The organism is Cupriavidus malaysiensis, assembly GCF_001854325.1.
Classification (GTDB): Bacteria; Pseudomonadota; Gammaproteobacteria; order Burkholderiales; family Burkholderiaceae; genus Cupriavidus; species Cupriavidus malaysiensis.
This window is the reverse complement of the sequence record NZ_CP017754.1, coordinates 4,000,624-4,021,601: the sequence shown is the minus strand read 5'-3', so window position 1 is coordinate 4,021,601 and position 20,978 is coordinate 4,000,624. Positions and strand designations below refer to the sequence as shown.

Below are 20,978 nucleotides of genomic sequence, written 5' to 3'. Positions count from 1 at the left end.
CGTGCTGCGGGCCAAGGGCGACCGGGCGGAGCGCGCGCTCCGGCGACGGTCGTTACGCAGCCCGCAGTGACATGGCATCCGTGCCTGCCGCGGCCTTGCCACGACGGCTCGAACACCCGATGCTACTGCCCACGTAATCTCTCCGGGATTATGGATGGGCGCGAGTGTAGCCCAACGCATGGGGGCTTGTTAAGTGAAATCTTGGTGCGTAGGCGGTGGCGTCGGAGCCGGCTTCAGCGACGCGTGCCGAGCAGCGGCACCAGCAGTACCGAGGCCAGCGCGGCCAGCATCAGCGCCACGGCGGCGTAGTCCTGCCAGTGCGGCTGCTCGCCCAGCATCCACATGCCGGAGAAGACGCCGACCACGGGGATGAACATCACCGACAGGCTGGACACGGCGGGCGGCAGCGAGCGCGCCAGCGAAAACCAGACGAGGTGGCAATAGGCGAACACGACCACCGCGTTGTAGGCGATGGCGGCCCATTCGACGGCATCGGGCAGGCGCCAGCCGCTCTCGAGCAGCAGGGTGCCGGCGAGCAGGAAGGGCAGGGTGCAGACCAGCATCCAGAAGGTCAGCACGCCGACCGGCAGCGCCAGGGTGCTGCGCTTCATCAGTTGGGTGCCGTAGCCCCAGCCGGCCGCGGCGAGCAGCATCAGCAGGGTGCCGGCCGGGCTGCCCGTCAGCGTGGCCAGCTCGCCCGACAGCAGCAGGGCGATGCCCGACAGCGCGCAGGCAATGCCGGCCCAGGCCGGGGCGGCCAGGCGCTCGCGGAACAGCAGGAGGCCCCACAGCACCGCCCAGATCGGCATGGTGTAGCCGAGGATGGCGGCGCGCCCGGACGACAGCAGCTTGACCGCGCAGATCGCGAACAGGTGCCAGATCACCATATTGGGCAGGGCCAGGCGCAGCACCGGGCCCCAGTCCCGCCGCGGCAGCCGCAGGGACTCCCCGCGCAGCCGCAGGGCCAGGCCCAGTGCCACCACGCCGCCGGCCATGCACAGCAGGCGGAAGGCCAGCGGCGGGAAATGCGCCACGCCCAGTTTCATGACCGGCCAGTTGACGCCCCAGGCGACGGTGAGCAGGACGAGCAGGACGAGGCCGCGGCGGTCGAGGGTCATGAGCGCAAAGGGGGGATGCGCAGCAGGCCGGCGCGCGCTACGCTTTGTATGCGAGGAGACGCGAAACGATAGCACGCAGCGGGTAAAATCCCGCCATGAGCATCGATGCCGCAGGAACGGGCGCGCCCCGGCGCCGCCCAGCGGCCAACCGGCCGGTGCAGCCGCCGGCCAACCAGGACACCGAGCATTCCATGACCTTCACCGAGCAGCTCGCCGCAGCGTGGCGGCGCAATGATTCCCTGCTGTGCGTCGGCCTCGATCCGGATCCGGGCAAGCTGCCGCTTTCCCTGACCGGCACCGGTGGCGCCATCTTCGCCTTCTGCCGCGAGATCGTCGACGCCACGGCCGACCTGGTCTGTGCCTTCAAGCCGCAGATCGCCTACTTCCATTCCCAGCGCGCCGAGGACCAGCTCGAGCAGCTGATCCACTATATCCATGACGCCCACCCCGGCATCCCGGTGGTCCTCGATGCCAAGCGCGGCGACATTGGCTCCACCGCCGAACACTACGCCAGCGAGGCCTTCGAGCGCTACCAGGCTGATGCGGTCACGGTCAGTCCCTACATGGGCTTCGATTCGATGCAGCCCTACCTGGCCTACCCGGAGCGCGGCGTGATCGTGCTGTGCCGCACCTCCAATGCCGGCGGCTCCGACGTGCAGTTCCTGCAGGTGGACGGCAAGCCGGTCTACCAGATCGTGGCCGAGTCCGCGCGCGAGCGTTGGAATACCAATGGTCAGATGGGCCTGGTGGTAGGCGCAACCTTCCCCAACGAGATCGCCAAGGTGCGTGAGATCGTGGGCGATATGCCGCTGCTGATTCCGGGCATCGGCGCCCAGGGCGGCGATATCGAGGCCACCGTCAAGGCGGGCCGCACCGCCGACGGTACCGGCATGATGATCAATTCTTCGCGCGCCATCCTGTATGCCAGCCGCGAGAAGGACTTCGCCAGCGCCGCGCGTACGGTCGCGCAGCAGACGCGCGATACCATCAACCGCTACCGCCACGGCTGAGGGCCGCGCCGGCCCGGCCGGCGCGGCTCAGGCCTCGCTGCGCACCAGCTCGATCAGGCCGCGCAGCGCGTGCTCGGCGGCCTGGCGGCGTACCTGGGCCCGGTCGCCGCGCAAGCGCTGGGTTTCCACGATGGTGGTGACGCGGTTGCTCCAGCCGAAGCAGACCATGCCCACCGGCTTTTCCGGCGTGCCGCCGTTCGGCCCGGCCACGCCGGTGATCGACAGGGCCACCTGGGCACGGCTGTTGAGCAGCGCCCCGTCCACCATCGCCCGCGCGACTTCCTCGCTGACCGCGCCGTGTTCGCGGATCAGCTTGGCCGGCACGCCCAGCATGGTCGTCTTGGCCTCGTTCGAGTAGGTGACGAAGCCGCGCTCAAACCAGCCCGACGAGCCGGAGATGTCTGTGACGGCCGCCGCCACCAGGCCGCCGGTGCAGGACTCGGCGGTGGCGAGCATCAGCGAGCGATCGGCGAGGACGGTTCCTGCCTGGATGGCGAGTTGTTCGAGCAGGCGGCTGACGGGCATGGTCGGAAGACGGGAAGGCGTTGAGTAGCGTAGAGAGGCGTTGGCTGGGCTTGGCGGCCGGTAGCAAGGGGGCGTCGCGCGTGTGGATCCTCTAGATCGAGCGCCAGATGGCGAACACCAGCAGCGTATAGAAGGCAGCCAGCACGTCATCGAACATGACGCCGAAGGCGCCGCGCAGGCCGGGACCCTTGAGGCTGCGGTCGTAGTGGCCGATCGGGGCGGGTTTGGCGATGTCGAACAGGCGGAACCACAGGAAGGCGGCGAACTGGCCCCAGAAGCTGGTCGGCGTGACGAAGGCCAGCACCAGCCAGATGGCGACGATCTCGTCCCAGACCATGCTGCCGTGGTCGTGCACGCCCATGTCCCGGGCCGTGCGGTTGCAGGCCCACAGGCCCAGCACGAAGCCGCCGGCAATCAGCCACAGCCAGGTGAAGGGCTGGACCCACATCGAAATGACGACGTAGGACAGCCATCCGTACAGCGTGCCCACGGTGCCCGGGCTGACCGGGGACAGTCCCGAACCGAAGCCCATCGCGATCAGGTGGGCGGGGTGGGACAGCATGAAGCGGGCGGTCGGACGCATCACTTTGGCGGTCTGGCCGGCGTCGAGGGTCATGGCAGGATCGCGGGGCGCGGGTCCTGACGGATTGGCGGACATCAAGGCTTGGCTCGTCTGGTTCTTGTCTTATGGTGTCTTGCGGCAGCTGGCGCCGCCACCGGCGGCACGTCCCGCATCATGGCACGGCGGCCGTCCGCGTGCCAGTTGGCCGGGCGCCGCATGCCGGGCTTCAGCCCGGCGCGAAATGATCGAAGCTCCTGCCCGCATAAGCGATCGGGCTGCCCCAGCGGTTGACCAGGCGCAGTCCGGGCTCGGCGGTGATCGAGCCGGCGCGCGCCAGGGGCAGCTCGAGGCGCCTGCCGATGGCGCGCACCGCGTCGCGCGCGCCGGCCGGGGCGGTGAAGCAGAGCTCGTAGTCGTCGCCGCCGGCCAGCAGGCATTCGAGCTGCAGGTCGGCCGGCTGCTGCGCCAGTACCGTGGAACGTGGCAGTGCATCGACATCGACCAGGGCGCCCACTTGCGAGCGCTCGAGGATGTGGCCGAGGTCACCCAGCAATCCGTCGGAAATATCGAGTGCGGCATGGGCGACACCGCGCAGCGCCAGGCCGAGCGCGACACGCGGCGTGGGCCGTTCCATGCGCTCGCGCACCTGCGTGAACTCCGGCTCGGGCAGCAGCCATTCGCCGCGGCAGTCGCCCAGGGCCAGGCGCGCGTCGCCGAGCGTGCCGGACACCCAGATGTCGTCGCCGGCGCGGGCAGCGTCGCGGCGCAGCGCTGCCTGGGGCGGTACGTCGCCGAACACGGTCAGGCACAGGTTGAGCGGCCCGCGCGTGGTGTCGCCGCCGATCAGCTCGCAGCCGTGGGCGTCGGCCAGGGCCAGCATGCCGCGCGCCAGCCCGGCCAGCCAGTCGGGGTCGGCCTCGGGCAGCGCCAGCGCCAGGGTGAAGGCGCGCGGCTCGGCGCCCATGGCGGCGAGGTCGGACAGGTTGACCGCCAGCGCCTTGTGGCCCAGGGCCTCAGGCGACACGTCGGGGAAGAAATGCCGCCCGCTGACCAGCATGTCCGTACTGATCGCGAGCAGATGGCCCGGCCGTGCCTCGAGCAGGGCGCAGTCGTCGCCGACGCCCAGTGCCGCCTTCTGCGCGGGGCGGGTGAAATAGCGTCGGATCAGCTCGAATTCGGAGAGCGGGGCGCTGGCGGCGTCGGACATGGTGGATCTGGACCGGTGGTGGGGAGGCGGCCGGCGAGAGGGGCGCGCCGCAACGGAAATCGCAGCGCGACAGCCGCAAAAGGACTAAAAAGGACTATCGTCGGCAGGCAGCCATGCTGCGCGCCAGGGGCGCCGGCGGCGCCTGGCGCATGCCACATGGCAGGTGGCCAGATTGTACCGAATCGCAATGGCGACTCGTGGGAAATGCTGATTGTGAAATAATATTTCACAATATAAAATTCCCGCTCCGATTCAAGCGAAGCGGGCGCCCTGGCAGACCATGCGCAGCGGCGGCCGGCGGCCCGGTGGCAGGCACGGGCAGGAGGCGCGGGCGGGTGGAGCCGGCCCGTCGCCTCGTCCTCACCATCCAGGCTCCGCTGACCGGAAGACGCGCCGATGACCAGTTCCCAGCAGCCCACGTCCCAAGACGAGCTCAAGCAGCAGCAACGCGAGGCGCTGCGCAAAGCCGCGCTCGAGTACCACGAGTTTCCCACCCCGGGCAAGATCTCGGTCACGCCGACCAAGCCGCTATCCAACCAGCGCGACCTGGCGCTGGCCTATTCGCCCGGCGTGGCCGCCGCCTGCGAGGAGATCGTCGCCGATCCCGCCAATTCCTTCCGCTACACCGCGCGCGGCAACCTGGTCGGCGTGGTGACCAACGGTACCGCCGTGCTGGGCCTGGGCGATATCGGCCCGACCGCCTCCAAGCCGGTGATGGAAGGCAAGGCCGGGCTGTTCAAGAAGTTCGCCGGCATCGACGTCTTCGACATCGAGATCGACGAGAAGGACCCTGAAAAGCTGGTCGACATCATCGCCTCGCTGGAGCCGACCTTCGGCGGCATCAACCTGGAAGACATCAAGGCGCCGGAGTGCTTCTACGTGGAGCGTACGCTGCGCGAGCGCATGAAGATCCCCGTCTTCCACGACGACCAGCACGGCACTGCCATCGTGGTCGGCGCCGCGGTGATCAACGGCCTGAAGGTGGTCGGCAAGGACATCGCCAAGGTCAAGCTGGTGGCCTCCGGCGCCGGCGCGGCGGCGCTGGCCTGCCTGGACCTGCTGGTCGACCTGGGCCTGCCGGTCGAGAACATCTGGGTGACAGATCTGGCCGGCGTGGTCTACGCGGGCCGTACCGAGCTGATGGACCCCGAGAAGGCCCGCTTTGCGCAGAAGACCGACAAGCGCAAGCTGGGCGAGGTCATCGACGGGGCCGACATCTTCCTGGGCCTGTCGGCGGCCGGCGTGCTCAAGCAGGACATGGTGCAGCGCATGGCCGACAAGCCGCTGGTGCTGGCACTGGCCAACCCCAATCCGGAAATCATGCCGGAACTGGTCAAGGAGGTGCGTCCCGACGCGGTGATCGCCACCGGCCGCACCGACTATCCGAACCAGGTCAACAACGTCCTGTGTTTCCCCTTCATCTTCCGCGGCGCACTCGATTGCGGCGCCACCACTATCACGCGCGAGATGGAAATCGCGGTCGCGCACGCGGTGGCCGACCTGGCGCGCCAGGAGCAGAGCGACATCGTCGCTTCGGCCTACGGCATCCAGGACCTGTCGTTCGGGCCGGAATACCTGATCCCCAAGCCCTTCGATCCGCGCCTGATCGTCAAGATCGCGCCGGCGGTGGCCGAGGCGGCCATGCAGTCCGGCGTCGCCCGGCGCCCGATCGAGGACATGGATGCCTACCGCCAGCAACTGCAGCAGTTCGTCTACCACTCCGGTACGCTGATGAAGCCGATCTACGCGGCGGCGCGCAAGCTGGAAGCGGAGAAGAAACGCATCGTCTTCGCCGAGGGCGAGGAGGAGCGCGTGCTGCGCGCGGTGCAGGTGATCGTCGATGAGCGGCTGGCCAACCCGATCCTGGTCGGCCGTCCCGCCGTGCTGGCCCATCGCATCGAGCGCTTCGGCCTGCGCCTGCGCGAGGGAATCGACTTCACCGTCGTCAATCCCGAGAACGATCCGCGTTTCCGCGAGTATTCCGAGTCCTACTACCGGATGATGGCGCGCCAGGGCGTCACGCCCCAGTACGCCAAGCTGGAGATGCGCCGCCGTACCACGCTGATCGGCGCCATGCTGATCAAGAATGGCGAGGCCGACGGCATGGTGTGCGGCACCGTCAGCAGCACCGCCGCCCACCTGCGCTACATCGACCAGGTGCTCGGCTGCTCCAATACGGTCTATGCCGCGATGAACGGACTGGTGCTGCCGGGGCGCCAGATCTTCCTGGTCGACACGCACGTCAACATCGATCCGAGCGCCAGTGAACTGGCCGAGATCACGCTGATGGCGGCCGATGAGCTGAAACGCTTCGGCATCGTGCCCAAGGTGGCGCTGCTGTCGCATTCCAACTTCGGCACCTCCGAGGCCCCGTCCGCGCAGAAGATGCGGCAGACGCTGGCGATCCTGCGCGAGCGCGCGCCGGACCTGGAGGTCGATGGCGAGATGCACGGCGATTGCGCGCTCGACGAGAAGCTGCGCAATACGCTGGTGCCGGACGGCGTGCTGAAGGATGAGGCCAACCTGCTGGTCTGCCCGAACATCGACTCGGCCAATATCGCCTACAACCTGCTGAAGGTGGCGGCGGGCAACAATGTGGCGATCGGCCCCATCCTGCTTGGTGTCAAGGCGCCGGCCCACATCCTGACGCCGTCGGCGACGGTGCGCCGCATCGTCAACATGACGGCCCTGGTGGTGGCCGATGCCGCGGCCAAGCGCTAGGTCGCGCTGACTTTTCCGAAGCCGGGCCCGCCCGGCTTTTTTTGTTTCTGCGCTTGGGAGGTTAGTATGCGCACACCTTCATTTAACATCTTGATACGATTGAACAATTCCTGCCGCATCTGGCGCAGGGATTGATTATTTGGACGCATGCGCGTAACCTTACGCCTTCGATGCATACGCATCGTGATGCGCGTCTCGATGTTGCTGCAAGCTCGGCCAGGGCGAGCGGTCTGTCCCCGATGTCCGGGCCTCAGGCAGGTTGCCGGTTCAACCAAGACTACCAAGTGGGTTCCCAGAATTCTCTGACGCAGCGCGCGACACCGCAGTCCCTGGCGAAACGGGCGGCATGCCTCGCGGGCAGCCTGGCCCTGGCCGCCTGCCTGCTGGTCCAGCCGGTGCTGGCGCGACAGCAGCCGGACACGGCGGTGGGAACCATCGCCGCGCAGGAACTGCCCAAGGAAGCACAGCGTACCCTGGAGCGGATCGAGGCCGGTGGACCGTTCCCGTATGACAAGGACGGCTCCCGCTTCGGTAACTACGAGCGTGTCCTGCCGGCGCAGCCGCGTGGCTATTACCGCGAGTACACGGTCAAGAGCGGCGGGCGCAACCGGGGTGCCAAACGCATCGTCTGCGGCGGCGACCAGCGTGCCGCCAACGATTGCTACTACACGGAAGACCACTACAACAGCTTCAAACGGATAAGCAAATGATGACTGACATTTTCGGATTGGGCGACGCCCTTGCCGCCCGCGAAGAGCGCGGCGCCGGAGATGGCTGGCAGCGGGCGCAGAACCAGGCCCGAAATCTTTACGACAACGTGCTGGCGATGCCGCGTCCCGAGCTCTCGCACAACCTCCCCCCTGCTGCCCCGGCAGCGCCCGCCTCCGCGGGCGCCGTGGCCGGCGCCGAGGGCGCCAACGAGGATGCCATGAACCTGTTCAAGACGGTGCGTCCGAACATCGTCCAGTCGATCCGAGCCTTCCGCGTGCCCGAACTCGCCAGGGCGGCGGCGGACCTGGGCCAGCATTTCCTCTATGCCAACTGCGCGCACTGCGCGAGCAAGGCGGAAGTGCTGGAGACGATCGCCACCGCCTTCCTGTTCCCCAAGCATTTCGGCAAGAACTTCGATGCGCTGGCCGACTGCCTGACCGACATGATCTACAAGGCAGGCCAGCAGCCCGGCTTCGTGATCGTGCTGGAGGGCTTGCCGGTGGCGCAGAAGTTCGACAAGGAAGCACGCGAGGTCCTGCTCGACGTGTTCCGCGACGCGGCCGAATTCTGGGGCGAGCGCAAGGTCCAGTTCCGCGTCTTCTATTCCTTCGCCTGATCTTTGCCTGAACCGGCGCAAGCCGGAAGGAAGAACGGCCCGCATCTGCGGGCCGTTTTCATGCATGCGGGCGGCGAGCCGCCGTCAGGCCGCCGGGGGTACCTGGCCGTTCGGCGTCAGCTTGTCGATCAGTTCCGGCAGGCCTTCGCTGAGATGAGCGGCGACATCGTCCGTCGACATGCCGGTGGCCTGTGCCAGCGAGGCGAGTGCGCCGGTGTGGCCCAGCGCGCTGCTCAGGTCGGAAGCGCTGACGGGCTGGTTGGCGCCGGTGCCGATCCAGGACGCCACCTGCTGGCCGAGGCCGGCCTGCGCGAGCACCTGCTGCAACACGCCGATGCCGCCCGCTGCCGCGCTTTCGCTCGGTGCGCCGCCGGCCTGGCCGCCGAGCAGCCCGCCCAGCAGTGAGCCGAGATCCCCCAGGCCGCCCGCGCCAGCGCCGCCAGCCGCGGCACCGTTGCCGCCGGTCAGGCCACCCAGCAGGCCCCCCAGGCTGCCGAGCAGGCCCCCGCCCTGGCTTTCCGCCTGGCCGGCCTGCGCCTCGCCGGCGCCCTGGTGGCGCGCGGCCAGCATCGCCAGCAAGCCCAGCGCCAGCATCAGCTTGGGATTGCCGCCGCCGGCCTGCGCCGCGTCACGTTGCCCCAGCACTCCGCCCAGCACGCTATCGAGTAGTCCCATGATCGACTCCTTCCACTGAGAGCGACGGCCCGCCTGCGGCCGTCAGAATCCGCCAAGCACGGCGTTCAAGGCGGCCAGGCAGGCGAGCCCGGCCGTTTCGGTGCGCAGGATGCGCGGCCCGAGTGACACGCCGGTGAATCCGGCGCGCAGGGCGGCATCCTCTTCTTCCGGGCTGAGCCCGCCTTCCGGGCCGATCAGCAACGTCAGCCCGTCGGCCAGCCAGGTCTCGCGTCGCTGTGCGGCCAGCGTCACCAGCGGCTGGCTGGCGCGCGGCGTCAGCAGCAGGCGCTCGCCGGTGCCGGCCCGGGCCAGCCAGGCCTCGAACGGCACGATCGGGGCAACGGCCGGCACGCGGTTGCGTCCACACTGCTCGCACGCCGCCTCGACCAGGGCCTGCCAGTGCGCGCGCCGCTTGTCGGCGCGCTCGCCGGCCAGGCGCACCACGCTGCGGGCTGCCTGCAGCGGCTGCACGGCTGCTACGCCGAGTTCGACCGCCTTTTCGATCAACCAGTCCATCTTGTCGCCGCCTGCCAGGCCCTGCGCCAGCGTCACGCGCAGCGGGGGCTCGGCCTCGTCGTGCGTCTGTGCGCCGACGCGCGCAACTGCCTGGCGCTTGCCCAGGTCCAGCAGTACGGCCGCGTAGCTGCCGCCGCGGCCGTCGAACAGGGTGATGGGGTCGCCCGGGTTGAGGCGCAGCACCTGGACGTGGCGCACCACGGATTCCGGCAAGGCGAGGTCGGCGCCGGCCGCCAGCGGCTCGGCGACGAAGAAGCGGGGCGGCATCAGGCGGCACCCGCTTTGGCGAGCGGCTTGCCGAAGCCCCAGCGATAGCCGTCGGGGTCGACCACCATGCAGTAGCGGTCGCCCCAGAACTGGTCGGCCGGCGCCATCAGGCTGGTGGCGCCGGCCGCCACCGCGCGCGCGTGCATGGCATCGACGTCGTCGCAGTAGACATAGAAGGTCTGCGGGCATTCCACGCCCAGCGAGCGGGGCGAGCGGGCCGTGCTGCCCCAGGCGCCTTCCGGCGCGAACATCAGCACCAGTTCGTCCTGGTAGCGCATTTCCGCATGGATCGGCACCCCGTTCTCGTCGACCACGTCGCCGGCGGCGAAACCGAAGGCGCGGGAGTAGAAGTCCAGGGCGGCGCGGGCATTGGCCACGGTCAGGTAGGGGGTGAGCCAGGGCGTGTTGGCCGGTCGGGTCATGAGCATCTCCGTGGTCGTTTCCGTGCAGCGGAAACCGGGCGCGGACGCCGGAACGGGGCGGGCGTCTTGCGCGGTGCGAGTGGGCATCTTACGCGCTGGCGTCGCCGCTGTCGAAGCAGGCCCGCGGGCGGCGGCGCGGCGCGGCGTGGCGCGGCGTGGCGCGGCCATCGGCAGTGGGGCCATCCGTGCGGATGTCCGGGACCTGCTGCGCTCGGCATATCCGCCCAGGCGGGAGACGCGGTTGAAACGTGCCCTTTGCGGTATTTCCGCCTGGCGGTGCGGCGAGCACGCCGCTGCCGGCCGCGTGGCGCCGCCCGGCGCGCCGGCAAGGCCCGGCGCCGGCCATTCCATCCAGGGTGTGCCGCAGGCGGGAACGCTCCCGGCAGGCCCGGAAATGCCTCGGCCTTCTGGTAAAATCGCGCTTTTCCCGCCAGGTTCCCGTCGCATGTCTGCCCTCGCACATCCCGCCACAAGTCCCTACGCTTCTCAGCCCGCCAAGCTGATGGCCAGCGCAATCCGCGTGCTCGCCATGGACGCCGTCCAGCAGGCCAATTCCGGCCATCCCGGCATGCCGATGGGGATGGCAGACATCGCCGTAGCGCTGTGGGCGCGCCATCTGAAGCACAACCCGACGAATCCGAAGTGGGCCGACCGCGACCGTTTCGTGCTGTCGAACGGACATGGCTCGATGCTGCTGTATGCGCTGCTGCACCTGACCGGCTACGACCTGCCGGTCGCGGAACTGAAGAACTTCCGCCAGCTGCACAGCAAGACCCCCGGCCATCCGGAGTATGCGATCACCCCGGGCGTGGAAACCACTACCGGCCCGCTGGGCCAGGGCATCACCAATGCGGTGGGCATGGCGCTGGCCGAACGTCTGCTGGGCGAGGAGTTCAACCGCCCGGGCTTCGACATCGTCAACCACCATACCTTCGTCTTCCTTGGCGATGGCTGCCTGATGGAAGGCATCAGCCACGAGGCTTGCTCGCTGGCGGGTACTCTGAAGCTGAACAAGCTGATCGCGCTGTGGGACGACAACGGCATCTCGATCGACGGCGACGTCGTGCACTGGTTCGCCGACGACACGCCGAAGCGCTTCGAGGCCTATGGCTGGAACGTGATCCGCGCCGTCGACGGCCATGACACCGACGCGGTGGACGCCGCCATCGCCCAGGCCAAGGCCAGCGACCGGCCGACCCTGATCTGCTGCCGCACCGTGATCGGCAAGGGCGCGCCCAATAAGGAAGGCGGCCACGACGTGCACGGCGCGCCGCTGGGCGGCGCCGAGATCCAGGCTACGCGCGAGGCGCTGGGCTGGGCCCACGAGCCGTTCGAACTGCCCGCCGAGGTCTATTCGGCCTGGGACGCCAAGGCCAACGGCCAGGCGCTGGAGAAGGCCTGGAACGCCCTGTTCGCGGCCTATGCCGAGCGCTTCCCCTACGAGGCCGGCGAGTTCCAGCGCCGCATGCGCGGCGAGCTGCCCGGTGCCTTCGAGGCGGCCGTGGAAGCCTTCATCGCCAAGTGCGAGGACAAGGCCGAGACCATTGCCAGCCGCAAGGCCAGCCAGAACACCATCGAGGCCTTCGGCCCGGTGCTGCCCGAGTTCCTCGGCGGCTCTGCCGACCTGACCGGCTCGAACCTGACCAACTGGAGCGGCAGCAAGGCCGTGCGCGCCGACGCCTGGGGCAACCACATCAACTACGGTGTGCGCGAGTTCGGCATGAGCGCGATCATGAACGGCATCACGCTGCATGGCGGCTACATCCCCTACGGCGGCACCTTCCTGACCTTCTCGGACTACAGCCGCAACGCGCTGCGCATGGCGGCGCTGATGCGCATCCGCACACTGTTCGTATTCACCCACGATTCCATCGGCCTGGGCGAGGACGGTCCGACGCACCAGTCGGTCGAGCACGTCGCCAGCCTGCGCCTGATCCCCAATATGGATGTCTGGCGTCCGGCCGACACCACCGAGACCGCGGTGGCCTGGGCTCACGCGGTGCGCCGCGAGGACGGCCCGAGCTGCCTGATCTTCAGCCGCCAGAACCTGCCGTTCCAGCGCCGCGACGACGCCACCCGCGCCCAGATCGCGCGCGGCGGCTACGTGCTGCGCGACAGCGTGAACCCGAAGAGCAAGCGGCCCGACGCCGTGATCCTGGCCACGGGTTCGGAAGTCGCGCTGGCGGTCGCCGCCGCCGATCAGCTGGCCATCGACGGCGTGCACGTGCGCGTGGTGTCGGTGCCGGCCACCACGGTGTTCGACAAGCAGGACGCCGCCTACAAGGCTTCGGTGCTGCCCGCGGGCGTGCCGCGCGTGGCCGTGGAGGCGGGCGTGAGCGATTTCTGGTGGAAGTATCAGGTGCAGGCCGTGGTCGGCATCGACACCTTCGGCGAGTCCGCGCCGGCCGGCGTGCTGTTCAAGCACTTCGGTTTCACGGCGGAAAACGTGGCCGACACGGTGCGCGCCACGCTCGCGTAATCAGCGGCCGCAGAGCCTCCGGGGCGGCCGCTGCGCCGCCCGCCGGGCAGGCGCGGCGGCCACGTCGCATTCATCGATCAGGTATTTCAGGAGAGTGACAATGACCATCAAGATCGGCATCAACGGCTTCGGCCGTATCGGGCGCATGGTGTTCCGTGCCGCCGTCGCCAACTTCAACGACATCGAAGTCGTCGGCATCAATGACCTGCTGGAACCCGACTACCTGGCGTACATGCTGAAGTACGACTCGGTGCACGGCCGCTTCGACGGCGAGGTGTCGGTCGAGGGCAACACCCTGGTCGTCAATGGCAAGAAGATCCGCCTGACCGCGGTCAAGGATCCGGCCGAACTGAAGTGGGACGAGATCGGCGCCGACGTGGTGGTCGAATCCACCGGCATCTTCCTGACCAAGGAAGGCGCGCAGAAGCACATCGATGCGGGCGCCAAGAAGGTGATCATGTCGGCACCGTCGAAGGACGACACCCCGATGTTCGTCTTCGGCGTCAACGACAAGACCTACAAGGGCGAGGCGATCATCTCGAACGCCTCCTGCACCACCAACTGCCTGGCGCCGGTCGCCAAGGTGCTGAACGACAAGTGGGGCATCAAGCGTGGCCTGATGACCACCGTGCACGCTGCCACCGCCACCCAGAAGACCGTCGACGGCCCGTCCAACAAGGACTGGCGCGGCGGCCGCGGCATCCTGGAGAACATCATCCCGTCGTCGACCGGCGCAGCCAAGGCCGTTGGCGTGGTGATCCCCGAGCTGAACAAGAAGCTGACCGGCATGTCGTTCCGTGTGCCGACCTCCGACGTCTCGGTGGTCGACCTGACCGTCGAGCTGGACAAGGCCGCGACCTACGCCGAGATCTGCGCCGAAATGAAGGCCCAGAGCCAGGGCGCGCTGAAGGGCGTGCTGGGCTACACCGAGGACAAGGTGGTTGCCACCGACTTCCGCGGTGACGCCCGTACCTCGATTTTCGACGCCGAGGCCGGTATCGCGCTGGACGGCACCTTCATCAAGGTCGTGAGCTGGTACGACAATGAGTGGGGCTACTCCAACAAGGTGCTGGAGATGGTCCGCGTGGTGGCGAAGTAAGCATCATCGCCCCCGGGGCGGCCCATCGCGGCCGCCGTCCAACGAAAAACGCGCCCTCGGGCGCGTTTTTCGTTGGACGTGCCTGGCACGTGACTCATGTCCGGCCGGGCAGGGGACGCGCATCGATCGCATCACCGTCGAGCAGGAAATGTCCGCCGGCCACATGATGGATGGTGCGCAGCGCATCATGCCCTTCGAAATGCCAGCGGCCCTTGCTGAATACGCGGGCATCCGCCCAGGCCGCCACGACTTCCCCCAGGAACAGGTCGTAGCGCTGCTGGATGGCGGGCTCGGGCAGCAGGCGGCAGGCCAGCCAGGCCGCGCAGCCCTCCAGCAGCGGCGCGCTGGTTTCCGCCACGGCGAAGCTTGCCAGGCCATAGGTTTCGAACTTGTCGGCGCCGTCGCGCTCGACCAGTTCGCGCCCGCTGCTCGAACCGAGTGCCTGGGTCAGGTCGACCTGGGCGCGCGTGGGGACCTGGAGGGCGAACTCACCGCTGTCCTCCAGCAGCTCCCGCGTCCACGTGCTCTTGTCGAGCACCACGGCGACCTTGGGCGGGGCGAAGTCGAGTGGCATGGCCCAGGCGGCGGCCATGATATTGCGACGGCCTCCGGCTGCAGCACTGACCAGCACCGTGGGGCCATGGTTCAACAGTCGGTAGGCCTTGGCGAGTTCAACGGGGTGGCGGTGGCTGGGCATGGTGGTCGTCGGGCAGGGAGGGCGGCTGCCGGTCCGGGCTGGCGTGCCGCGCTTCGCGCATTATATTGCGCAGCGCCGGCAGGCGTCGGGGTGCCGTTCCAGACTTATGTCCGTAACAGAAAAGATATTATCCCTACCAAAGCAGGGTTTTCTCGACGTTCAGAATGCGAAATCCGCTTTCCGGAGTGGAAAATTCAACTTACACTGCCAGTGTTTACATTGATTTATTGATATCTGATGTGCAGCTCGTGTAAATGAGGCCGCCATCTGGAAAAAGGGAACCGAGCCGGGCACAACCATGGTGAACGTTGACACCAAGCTGCTGGTGATTTTCACCGAGCTGCTGAGCAAGCGGAACGCAACCTATGTCGCCGAAAAGATGCATATGACGGCGCCAGCGGTTTCGCATTCGCTGGGTCGTCTGCGCGAAATCTTCGACGATCCGCTTTTCATCCGTGTGCCGCACGGCCTCACGCCGACGCCACGCGCCCTGGAACTGGGGCCGAAAATCCGCGACATGCTGGACCTGTGGACCTCGATCAACGAGGGTGACGCGGACAATTTCGATCCGGGCATCGCCACCGGTACGCTGCATATCGGTTTTTCCGCCGAACTTGGCGACACGGTTTTCAATCGCTTCGTGCTGCGCGTCAAGCAACTCGCGCCGGACCTGCACCTGCGCCTGGTGGAGTCCCATTCCTGGGAGGCCGACATCGCCGCGATGCGAGCGAACGAGCTGGACCTGGCTTTCTCGCCGTATCCGACGCGCCATCCGGAAATCGTCGAGGAGATGGTCAGTTCGCTGAACCTGTGGGTCTGCGCGCGCAGCCAGCATCCGGTGCTGAAGGGCGGCTGCACGCTCGACCAGTATCTGGATTGCAGCCACATATTCATGGCGCCATCCGGTTCGACCGGCCGTGCCGCGCCCTCGCTGATCCCGCTCGACTATGCACTGCAGCAGCGCGGCCTCAAGCGTAATGCCACGCTGACTGTGCATTCCTGGCGTGCGCAGGCAGAACTGGCAGCGCAGACGGACATGATCTTCACGGTCAACGCCCTGACCAAGGACATGGCCTGCGAGACCTACGGCCTGAAGGCCTTCCCGCTGCCGGCGGAGATCAACACCACGCTGGGCCTCAACATGTTCTGGCACCGCAGCCGCAACACGCATCCGATGCTGGTCTGGGCGCGCGGCCTGTTCCGCCAGGTGGTGGGCGAGTTCGAGAGCCTGCCGGCGCCGCAGCAGGGCACGCCGGCGGTTGCCGAGCAGGACCTCTGAAGGGGTTGCCCGTCTGGCTTGGCTAAGAAAAAACCGGCGTCAGGCGCCGGTTTTTTCTTGCGATCCGCGCGGCCGCCAGCACCGCGCTCCTACCTTGGGAAGGTCAGCGCTTGGTACGGTGCGGGCAATCGGTCTTGGTGCAGTTGCCGTACAGGGACAGCGCGTGTTCCTGCAGCGCGAAGCCCCGTTCGCGCGCGATGCTCTGCTGGCGCTGCTCGATTTCCGAGTCGAAGAATTCCTCGACGCGACCGCAGTCCAGGCACACCAGATGGTCGTGGTGCTTGCCTTCGTTCAACTCGAAGATGGCCTTGCCGGACTCGAAGTTGTTGCGCGACAGCAGGCCTGCCTGCTCGAACTGCGTCAGCACCCGGTACACGGTTGCCAGGCCGATGTCCATGTGCTCGCTCAGCAGGATGCGATAGACGTCTTCCGCGCTCAGGTGGCGTTCCTCGCTGGTCTGGAAGATCTCCAGGATCTTGAGGCGGGGGACGGTTGCTTTGAGGCCGATGTTTTTGAGGTCCGCCGGACTCGGCATAGGCTGGACTCCCTAGAGTACAATGTGTGGATTCTTGAATCATAAGGGTTTTGGCGACAAAAGTCGCCCTGGCGTACCCGCGCCAGCCCTGGCCGTGCGGCAATGCGCGCCACGGCACACGTGGCCGTCCCGGACGGCCTGGCACGCCGGATTCGGCACATTTCCCTGTTACCCGAAGCGAGACACATGCGTTCTTTCCCTCCGTCTGCCGTTCGCCCGACGCTGGCCATCACGCTGCTGGCCTCGATGCTGCTTGCCGCCTGCTCGACCTACGACACGACTTCCCGCAAGCTGACCAACCTGATCACGCCGTACCGGATCAACATCGTCCAGGGCAACTTCGTTTCGCGCGAGGCGGCGGCGCAATTGCACGAAGGCATGACGCGCGACCAGGTCAAGTTCCTGCTCGGCACGCCACTGCTGACCGATGTCTTCCACACGGACCGCTGGGACTATGTCTTCTCGTTCCGCCGCGGCAACACGCCGGTGGTGCAGCAGCGCCGCTACACGGTGTTCTTCGACGGCGACAAGCTGGTCAAGTTCGGGGGTGACGACCTGCCCTCCGAGTACGAGCTGATCGCGGAGATCGACGGCATGAAGAAGGCACTGAAGGAGCAGACCCCCGGCAAGATCAGTTTCAGCCAAAGTACCGAAGCCGCCGCTTCCGCGCCGGCGGCGGCCGCGCCGCAGACCGCCGCCAGCGCCCCGGCGGCTGCACCTGCCGCGGCACAGCCGCAGGCGGACGCCTCCGCCGCTTCCGCGCTGTCGGCCGACGCCGCCGCCGGCAAACCGGCCAACTGAGCCGTCTTCCCTGGGCGCGGGCGCGCTGCCGCACCGCCCATTTCCCGCCACCCGTCCGCCGCGCGCTTCGCGGCGGGGGCGTGACGGCATCTTCCTTGCATCCTGATATCGCTATGCAAATCGCTATCGCTGGGGCGTCCGGCCGCATGGGCCGCATGCTGATCGAACATGTGCTGAACACCGACGGGGTCGAACTGGCCGGCGCGCTGGACGTGCCGGGCGCGGCCGCGCTGGGCCAGGATGCCGGCCTTTTCCTGGGCCGCCAGACCGGCGTGCAGATCGCCTCCGACATCGAGGCGGTGCTGTCGCGTGCCGACTGCCTGATCGATTTCACCCGTCCTGAAGGCACTCTGGCCCACCTCGAAGTGGCCAAGCGCCTGGGCGTCAAGATGGTGGTGGGCACGACAGGTTTCGACGAGTCCGGCAAGGCCGCGCTGGCCGAGGCCGCCAAGGTCGTCGGCATCGTCTTTTCCGCCAATATGAGCGTGGGCGTGAACGCCACCTTCAAGCTGCTCGACGTGGCGGCCAGGCTGCTGTCGACCGGTTACGACATCGAGATCATCGAGGCCCATCACCGCTTCAAGGTCGATGCGCCCTCCGGCACGGCGCTGGCCATGGGCGAAGTGGTGGCCAAGGCGCTCGGGCGCGACCTCAAGACCTGCGGCGTGTTCGCGCGCGAAGGCCACACCGGCGAGCGCGATCCGGACTCGATCGGTTTCGCCACCGTGCGCGGCGGCGACATCGTCGGCGATCATACCGTCATGTTCGCCGGCATCGGCGAGCGCATCGAGATCAGCCACAAGTCGTCGAGCCGCCAGTCCTACGCGGACGGTGCGGTGCGCGCGGCGCGTTTCCTGGCCGACAAGGCCAGCGGCATGTTCGACATGCAGGACGTGCTGGGCCTGAAGTAAGGCGCGGGACCCCGGCCGGCCGCTGTGGCTTGGCCGACGGTTATAATCGGCCTTTCGCATTCGCAGCATTCGCAGCACCAGATCGAGGCGGGCGCCGCCAGGCCGCCCGCCGCTTACGTTTCCACCATCCGCGCACGCCAGCGCCGGCCCGCAGCCGGGCGCCGCCCAGATCGCCGTCCTGACCATGCAAGACAAATATCTTCCCTCCGCCGTTGAACAAGCCGCCCAGCAGCACTGGCAAGCCATCGACGCCTACCGCGTCTCGGAGCATGCGAAGGGCGCCGACGGCAAGGAGAAGTCGAAGTTCTACGCCTGCTCGATGCTGCCGTATCCGTCGGGCAAGCTGCACATGGGCCACGTGCGCAACTACACCATCAACGACGTGATGGCGCGCTACCTGCGCATGAACGGCCATAACGTGCTGATGCCGATGGGATGGGATGCCTTCGGCATGCCCGCCGAGAACGCCGCCCTGAACAACGGCGTGGCGCCGGCTGCCTGGACCTATGACAACATCGCGTACATGAAGAAGCAGATGCAGTCGATGGGCCTGGCCATCGACTGGTCGCGCGAGGTTGCCACCTGCAGCCCGGACTACTACCGCTGGAACCAGTGGCTGTTCCTGAAGATGCTGGAAAAGGGCATTGCCTACCGCAAGACCGGCACCGTCAACTGGGACCCGATCGACCAGACCGTGCTGGCCAACGAGCAGGTCATCGACGGGCGCGGCTGGCGTTCGGGCGCGCTGGTGGAGAAGCGGGAGATCCCCATGTACTACCTGCGCATCACCGACTACGCGCAGGAACTGCTGAGCGACCTGGACGACCTGGGCTGGCCCGAGCGCGTCAAGCTGATGCAGCAGAACTGGATCGGCAAGAGCTCCGGCGTGCGCTTTGCCTTCCCGCACAGCATCCCCGGCGACGACGGCAAGCCTATCAATGACGGCAAGTTGTACGTGTTCACCACGCGCGCCGACACCATCATGGGCGTGACCTTCTGCGCGGTGGCCGCCGAGCACCCGCTGGCGACCCATGCCGCCGCGGGCAATCCCGAGCTGGCGGCGTTCATCGAGGAGTGCAAGCGCGGCTCGGTGATGGAAGCCGACATGGCGACCATGGAAAAGAAGGGCATGCCGACCGGCCTGCAGGTCACCCACCCGCTGACCGGCGAGCCGGTCGACGTCTGGGTCGGCAACTACGTGCTGATGAGCTATGGCGACGGTGCCGTGATGGGCGTGCCGGCGCACGATGAGCGCGATTTCGCCTTCGCGCGCAAGTATGGCCTGCCGATCAAGCAGGTGATCGACGTCAAGGCCCAGGCGTATTCGACCGAGGCCTGGGCCGAGTGGTACGGCGACAAGGAACATGGCCGCTGCATCCACAGCGGCAAGTACGACGGCCTGGGCTACGAAGCCGCCGTCGACGCCATCGCGGCCGACCTGGCGGCGCAGGGCCTGGGCGAGAAGAAGATCACCTGGCGCCTGCGCGACTGGGGCATCTCGCGCCAGCGCTACTGGGGCACGCCGATCCCGCTGATCCACTGCGAGAGCTGCGGCGTGGTGCCGGTGCCCGAGCAGGACCTGCCGGTGGTGCTGCCGGAAGACCTGGTGCCGGACGGCAGCGGCAATCCGCTGGCCAAGGACCCGCGCTTCCTCAACTGCAGTTGCCCGTCCTGCGGCAAGCCGGCGCGGCGCGAGACCGACACGATGGACACCTTCATCGACTCGTGCTGGTACTACATGCGCTACACCTGCCCGGACGCAGCCACCATGGTCGACGCGCGCAACGATTACTGGATGCCGATGGACCAGTACATCGGCGGCATCGAGCACGCGATCCTGCACCTGCTGTACGCGCGCTTCTGGACCAAGGTCATGCGTGACCTGGGCCTGGTCAAGTTCGACGAGCCGTTCACCAACCTGCTGACCCAGGGCATGGTGCTCAACGAGACCTTCTACCGCGAGGATGCGTCCGGCAAGAAGACCTGGTACAACCCCGCCGACGTCGACCTGCAGACCGACGAGCGCGGTCGCCCGCTCGGCGCCACGCTGAAGGCCGACGGCCAGCCGGTGGTGATCGGTGGCGTGGAGAAGATGTCGAAGTCGAAGAACAACGGCATCGACCCGCAGGCGCTGATCGACCAGTATGGCGCCGATACCGCGCGCCTGTTCGTGATGTTCGCCGCACCTCCCGAGCAGCAGCTCGAATGGAGCGGCTCCGGCGTGGAAGGCGCATCGCGCTTCCTGCGCCGCGTCTGGGCCTACGGCCATGCGCATGCCGAGGCCATCCGCGCCGGCGGCAGGGAGACGGCGGAAGCCGACCGCGCGCTGCGCCGCGAGATCCACAGCGTGCTCAAGCAGGCCAACTACGATTACCAGCGCATCCAGTACAACACCGTGGTGTCCGCCACCATGAAGATGCTGAACGCGCTGGAGGATGCCAAGGCGGCTTCGCCCGCGGCGCGCCGCGAGTGCTTCGGCATCCTGCTGCGCGCGCTCTATCCGGTGGTGCCCCACGTCACCCATGTGCTGTGGCAGGAACTGGGCTACGCCGCGTCCGCCGGCGACCTGCTCGATGCACCCTGGCCGCAGGTCGACGAGTCGGCGCTGGTGCTGAGCGAGATCGAACTGGTCCTGCAGGTCAACGGCAAGGTCCGCGGCAGCATCGTGGTGCCGGCAGGTGCCGATCGCGCCGCCATCGAGGCGGCCGCGGCAGCCAGCGAGACGGTGGCGAAGTTCGCCGCCGGTGCCGCGCCGAAGAAGATCGTCGTGGTGCCGGGCCGCCTGGTCAACGTGGTGCTGTAAGCGGCGCCGCCTATCTTCCAAGGA

Annotated in this window: 19 protein-coding genes; 10 read left to right on the top strand and 9 right to left on the bottom strand. The window is 67.7% G+C overall.

Annotated features, from left to right (window positions below; translation table 11 throughout):
* Positions 1 to 233: 233 nt before the first annotated feature.
* The gene (locus tag BKK80_RS18195; protein WP_071070390.1) at positions 234 to 1,118 is read right to left on the bottom strand and encodes a DMT family transporter; all 885 of its coding nucleotides are present in this window, start codon (positions 1,116 to 1,118) and stop codon (positions 234 to 236) included.
* A 191-nt stretch (positions 1,119 to 1,309) separates the two neighbouring features.
* Between BKK80_RS18195 and pyrF the strand changes: the two genes are divergently transcribed.
* Positions 1,310 to 2,128, top strand: coding sequence for an orotidine-5'-phosphate decarboxylase (pyrF, locus tag BKK80_RS18190; RefSeq protein ID WP_071070912.1), 819 nt, complete (start codon positions 1,310 to 1,312; stop codon positions 2,126 to 2,128).
* 27 nt (positions 2,129 to 2,155) lie between these two features.
* On the opposite strand, the gene BKK80_RS18185 is transcribed toward pyrF, so the two are convergent.
* From BKK80_RS18185 to thiL, 3 genes are all read right to left on the bottom strand, one after another.
* On the bottom strand, positions 2,156 to 2,653 hold the full coding sequence (locus BKK80_RS18185; protein WP_071015446.1) for a CinA family protein: 498 nt from the start codon (positions 2,651 to 2,653) through the stop codon (positions 2,156 to 2,158).
* Positions 2,654 to 2,744: 91 nt separating this feature from the next.
* Positions 2,745 to 3,311, bottom strand: coding sequence for a phosphatidylglycerophosphatase A family protein (locus BKK80_RS18180; RefSeq protein ID WP_071037893.1), 567 nt, complete (start codon positions 3,309 to 3,311; stop codon positions 2,745 to 2,747).
* Positions 3,312 to 3,441: 130 nt separating this feature from the next.
* On the bottom strand, positions 3,442 to 4,422 hold the full coding sequence (gene thiL, locus BKK80_RS18175) for a thiamine-phosphate kinase (RefSeq protein WP_071015441.1): 981 nt from the start codon (positions 4,420 to 4,422) through the stop codon (positions 3,442 to 3,444).
* Positions 4,423 to 4,818: 396 nt separating this feature from the next.
* Between thiL and BKK80_RS18170 the strand changes: the two genes are divergently transcribed.
* The 3 genes from BKK80_RS18170 (at position 4,819) to BKK80_RS18160 (ending at position 8,470) form a co-directional block, all read left to right on the top strand.
* Complete coding sequence (locus BKK80_RS18170) at positions 4,819 to 7,143, top strand: NADP-dependent malic enzyme (RefSeq protein WP_071015439.1); 2,325 nt, start codon at positions 4,819 to 4,821, stop codon at positions 7,141 to 7,143.
* Positions 7,144 to 7,472: 329 nt separating this feature from the next.
* Entirely contained in the window at positions 7,473 to 7,853 is a 381-nt protein-coding gene (locus tag BKK80_RS18165) for a guanyl-specific ribonuclease (protein ID WP_071016581.1), read from the top strand.
* The gene (locus BKK80_RS18160; RefSeq protein ID WP_071037894.1) at positions 7,850 to 8,470 is read left to right on the top strand and encodes a barstar family protein; all 621 of its coding nucleotides are present in this window, start codon (positions 7,850 to 7,852) and stop codon (positions 8,468 to 8,470) included. The genes BKK80_RS18165 and BKK80_RS18160 overlap by 4 nt, the downstream gene beginning before the upstream one ends.
* An 84-nt stretch (positions 8,471 to 8,554) precedes the next feature.
* On the opposite strand, the gene BKK80_RS18155 is transcribed toward BKK80_RS18160, so the two are convergent.
* From BKK80_RS18155 to BKK80_RS18145, 3 genes are read right to left on the bottom strand one after another with little or no spacing between them, the layout of a single operon-like run.
* Entirely contained in the window at positions 8,555 to 9,145 is a 591-nt protein-coding gene (locus tag BKK80_RS18155) for a YidB family protein (RefSeq protein WP_071015434.1), read from the bottom strand.
* 42 nt (positions 9,146 to 9,187) lie between these two features.
* Entirely contained in the window at positions 9,188 to 9,928 is a 741-nt protein-coding gene (locus BKK80_RS18150; protein ID WP_071015431.1) for a 16S rRNA (uracil(1498)-N(3))-methyltransferase, read from the bottom strand.
* Complete coding sequence (locus tag BKK80_RS18145) at positions 9,928 to 10,350, bottom strand: VOC family protein (protein WP_071016579.1); 423 nt, start codon at positions 10,348 to 10,350, stop codon at positions 9,928 to 9,930. Before BKK80_RS18145 ends, BKK80_RS18150 begins: the two co-directional genes overlap by 1 nt.
* Positions 10,351 to 10,795: 445 nt before the next feature.
* Between BKK80_RS18145 and tkt the strand changes: the two genes are divergently transcribed.
* Together tkt and gap are read left to right on the top strand one after the other, a co-directional pair.
* Positions 10,796 to 12,829 (top strand): transketolase, encoded by a 2,034-nt coding sequence (tkt, locus tag BKK80_RS18140; RefSeq protein ID WP_083384145.1) that lies wholly within the window; start codon positions 10,796 to 10,798, stop codon positions 12,827 to 12,829.
* Between the two features lie 100 nt (positions 12,830 to 12,929).
* A complete protein-coding gene (gene gap / locus BKK80_RS18135; protein ID WP_071015427.1) occupies positions 12,930 to 13,928 on the top strand; it encodes a type I glyceraldehyde-3-phosphate dehydrogenase in 999 nt (332 codons plus the stop codon).
* A gap of 94 nt (positions 13,929 to 14,022) precedes the next feature.
* Here the strand turns inward: gap and BKK80_RS18130 are convergent, their stop codons facing one another.
* On the bottom strand, positions 14,023 to 14,625 hold the full coding sequence (locus BKK80_RS18130; protein WP_071015424.1) for a flavin reductase family protein: 603 nt from the start codon (positions 14,623 to 14,625) through the stop codon (positions 14,023 to 14,025).
* A 298-nt stretch (positions 14,626 to 14,923) separates the two neighbouring features.
* On the opposite strand from BKK80_RS18130, the gene BKK80_RS18125 reads away from it, so the two are divergent.
* Positions 14,924 to 15,904 (top strand): LysR family transcriptional regulator, encoded by a 981-nt coding sequence (locus tag BKK80_RS18125; RefSeq protein ID WP_071015421.1) that lies wholly within the window; start codon positions 14,924 to 14,926, stop codon positions 15,902 to 15,904.
* A gap of 103 nt (positions 15,905 to 16,007) precedes the next feature.
* Here the strand turns inward: BKK80_RS18125 and fur are convergent, their stop codons facing one another.
* A complete protein-coding gene (gene fur / locus BKK80_RS18120; protein ID WP_071015419.1) occupies positions 16,008 to 16,439 on the bottom strand; it encodes a ferric iron uptake transcriptional regulator in 432 nt (143 codons plus the stop codon).
* 186 nt (positions 16,440 to 16,625) lie between these two features.
* Between fur and BKK80_RS18115 the strand changes: the two genes are divergently transcribed.
* The 3 genes from BKK80_RS18115 (at position 16,626) to leuS (ending at position 20,954) form a co-directional block, all read left to right on the top strand.
* Positions 16,626 to 17,240: an outer membrane protein assembly factor BamE gene (locus BKK80_RS18115; RefSeq protein WP_071015416.1), complete on the top strand. Its 615-nt coding sequence runs from the start codon at positions 16,626 to 16,628 to the stop codon at positions 17,238 to 17,240.
* Between the two features lie 113 nt (positions 17,241 to 17,353).
* Positions 17,354 to 18,151 carry a 4-hydroxy-tetrahydrodipicolinate reductase gene (gene dapB, locus BKK80_RS18110; protein ID WP_071037896.1) on the top strand — a complete coding sequence of 266 codons (798 nt, stop codon included), beginning with the start codon at positions 17,354 to 17,356 and terminating at the stop codon, positions 18,149 to 18,151.
* Positions 18,152 to 18,335: 184 nt separating this feature from the next.
* Positions 18,336 to 20,954, top strand: coding sequence for a leucine--tRNA ligase (gene leuS / locus BKK80_RS18105; protein ID WP_071070387.1), 2,619 nt, complete (start codon positions 18,336 to 18,338; stop codon positions 20,952 to 20,954).
* The last annotated feature ends 24 nt before the right edge of the window (positions 20,955 to 20,978 follow it).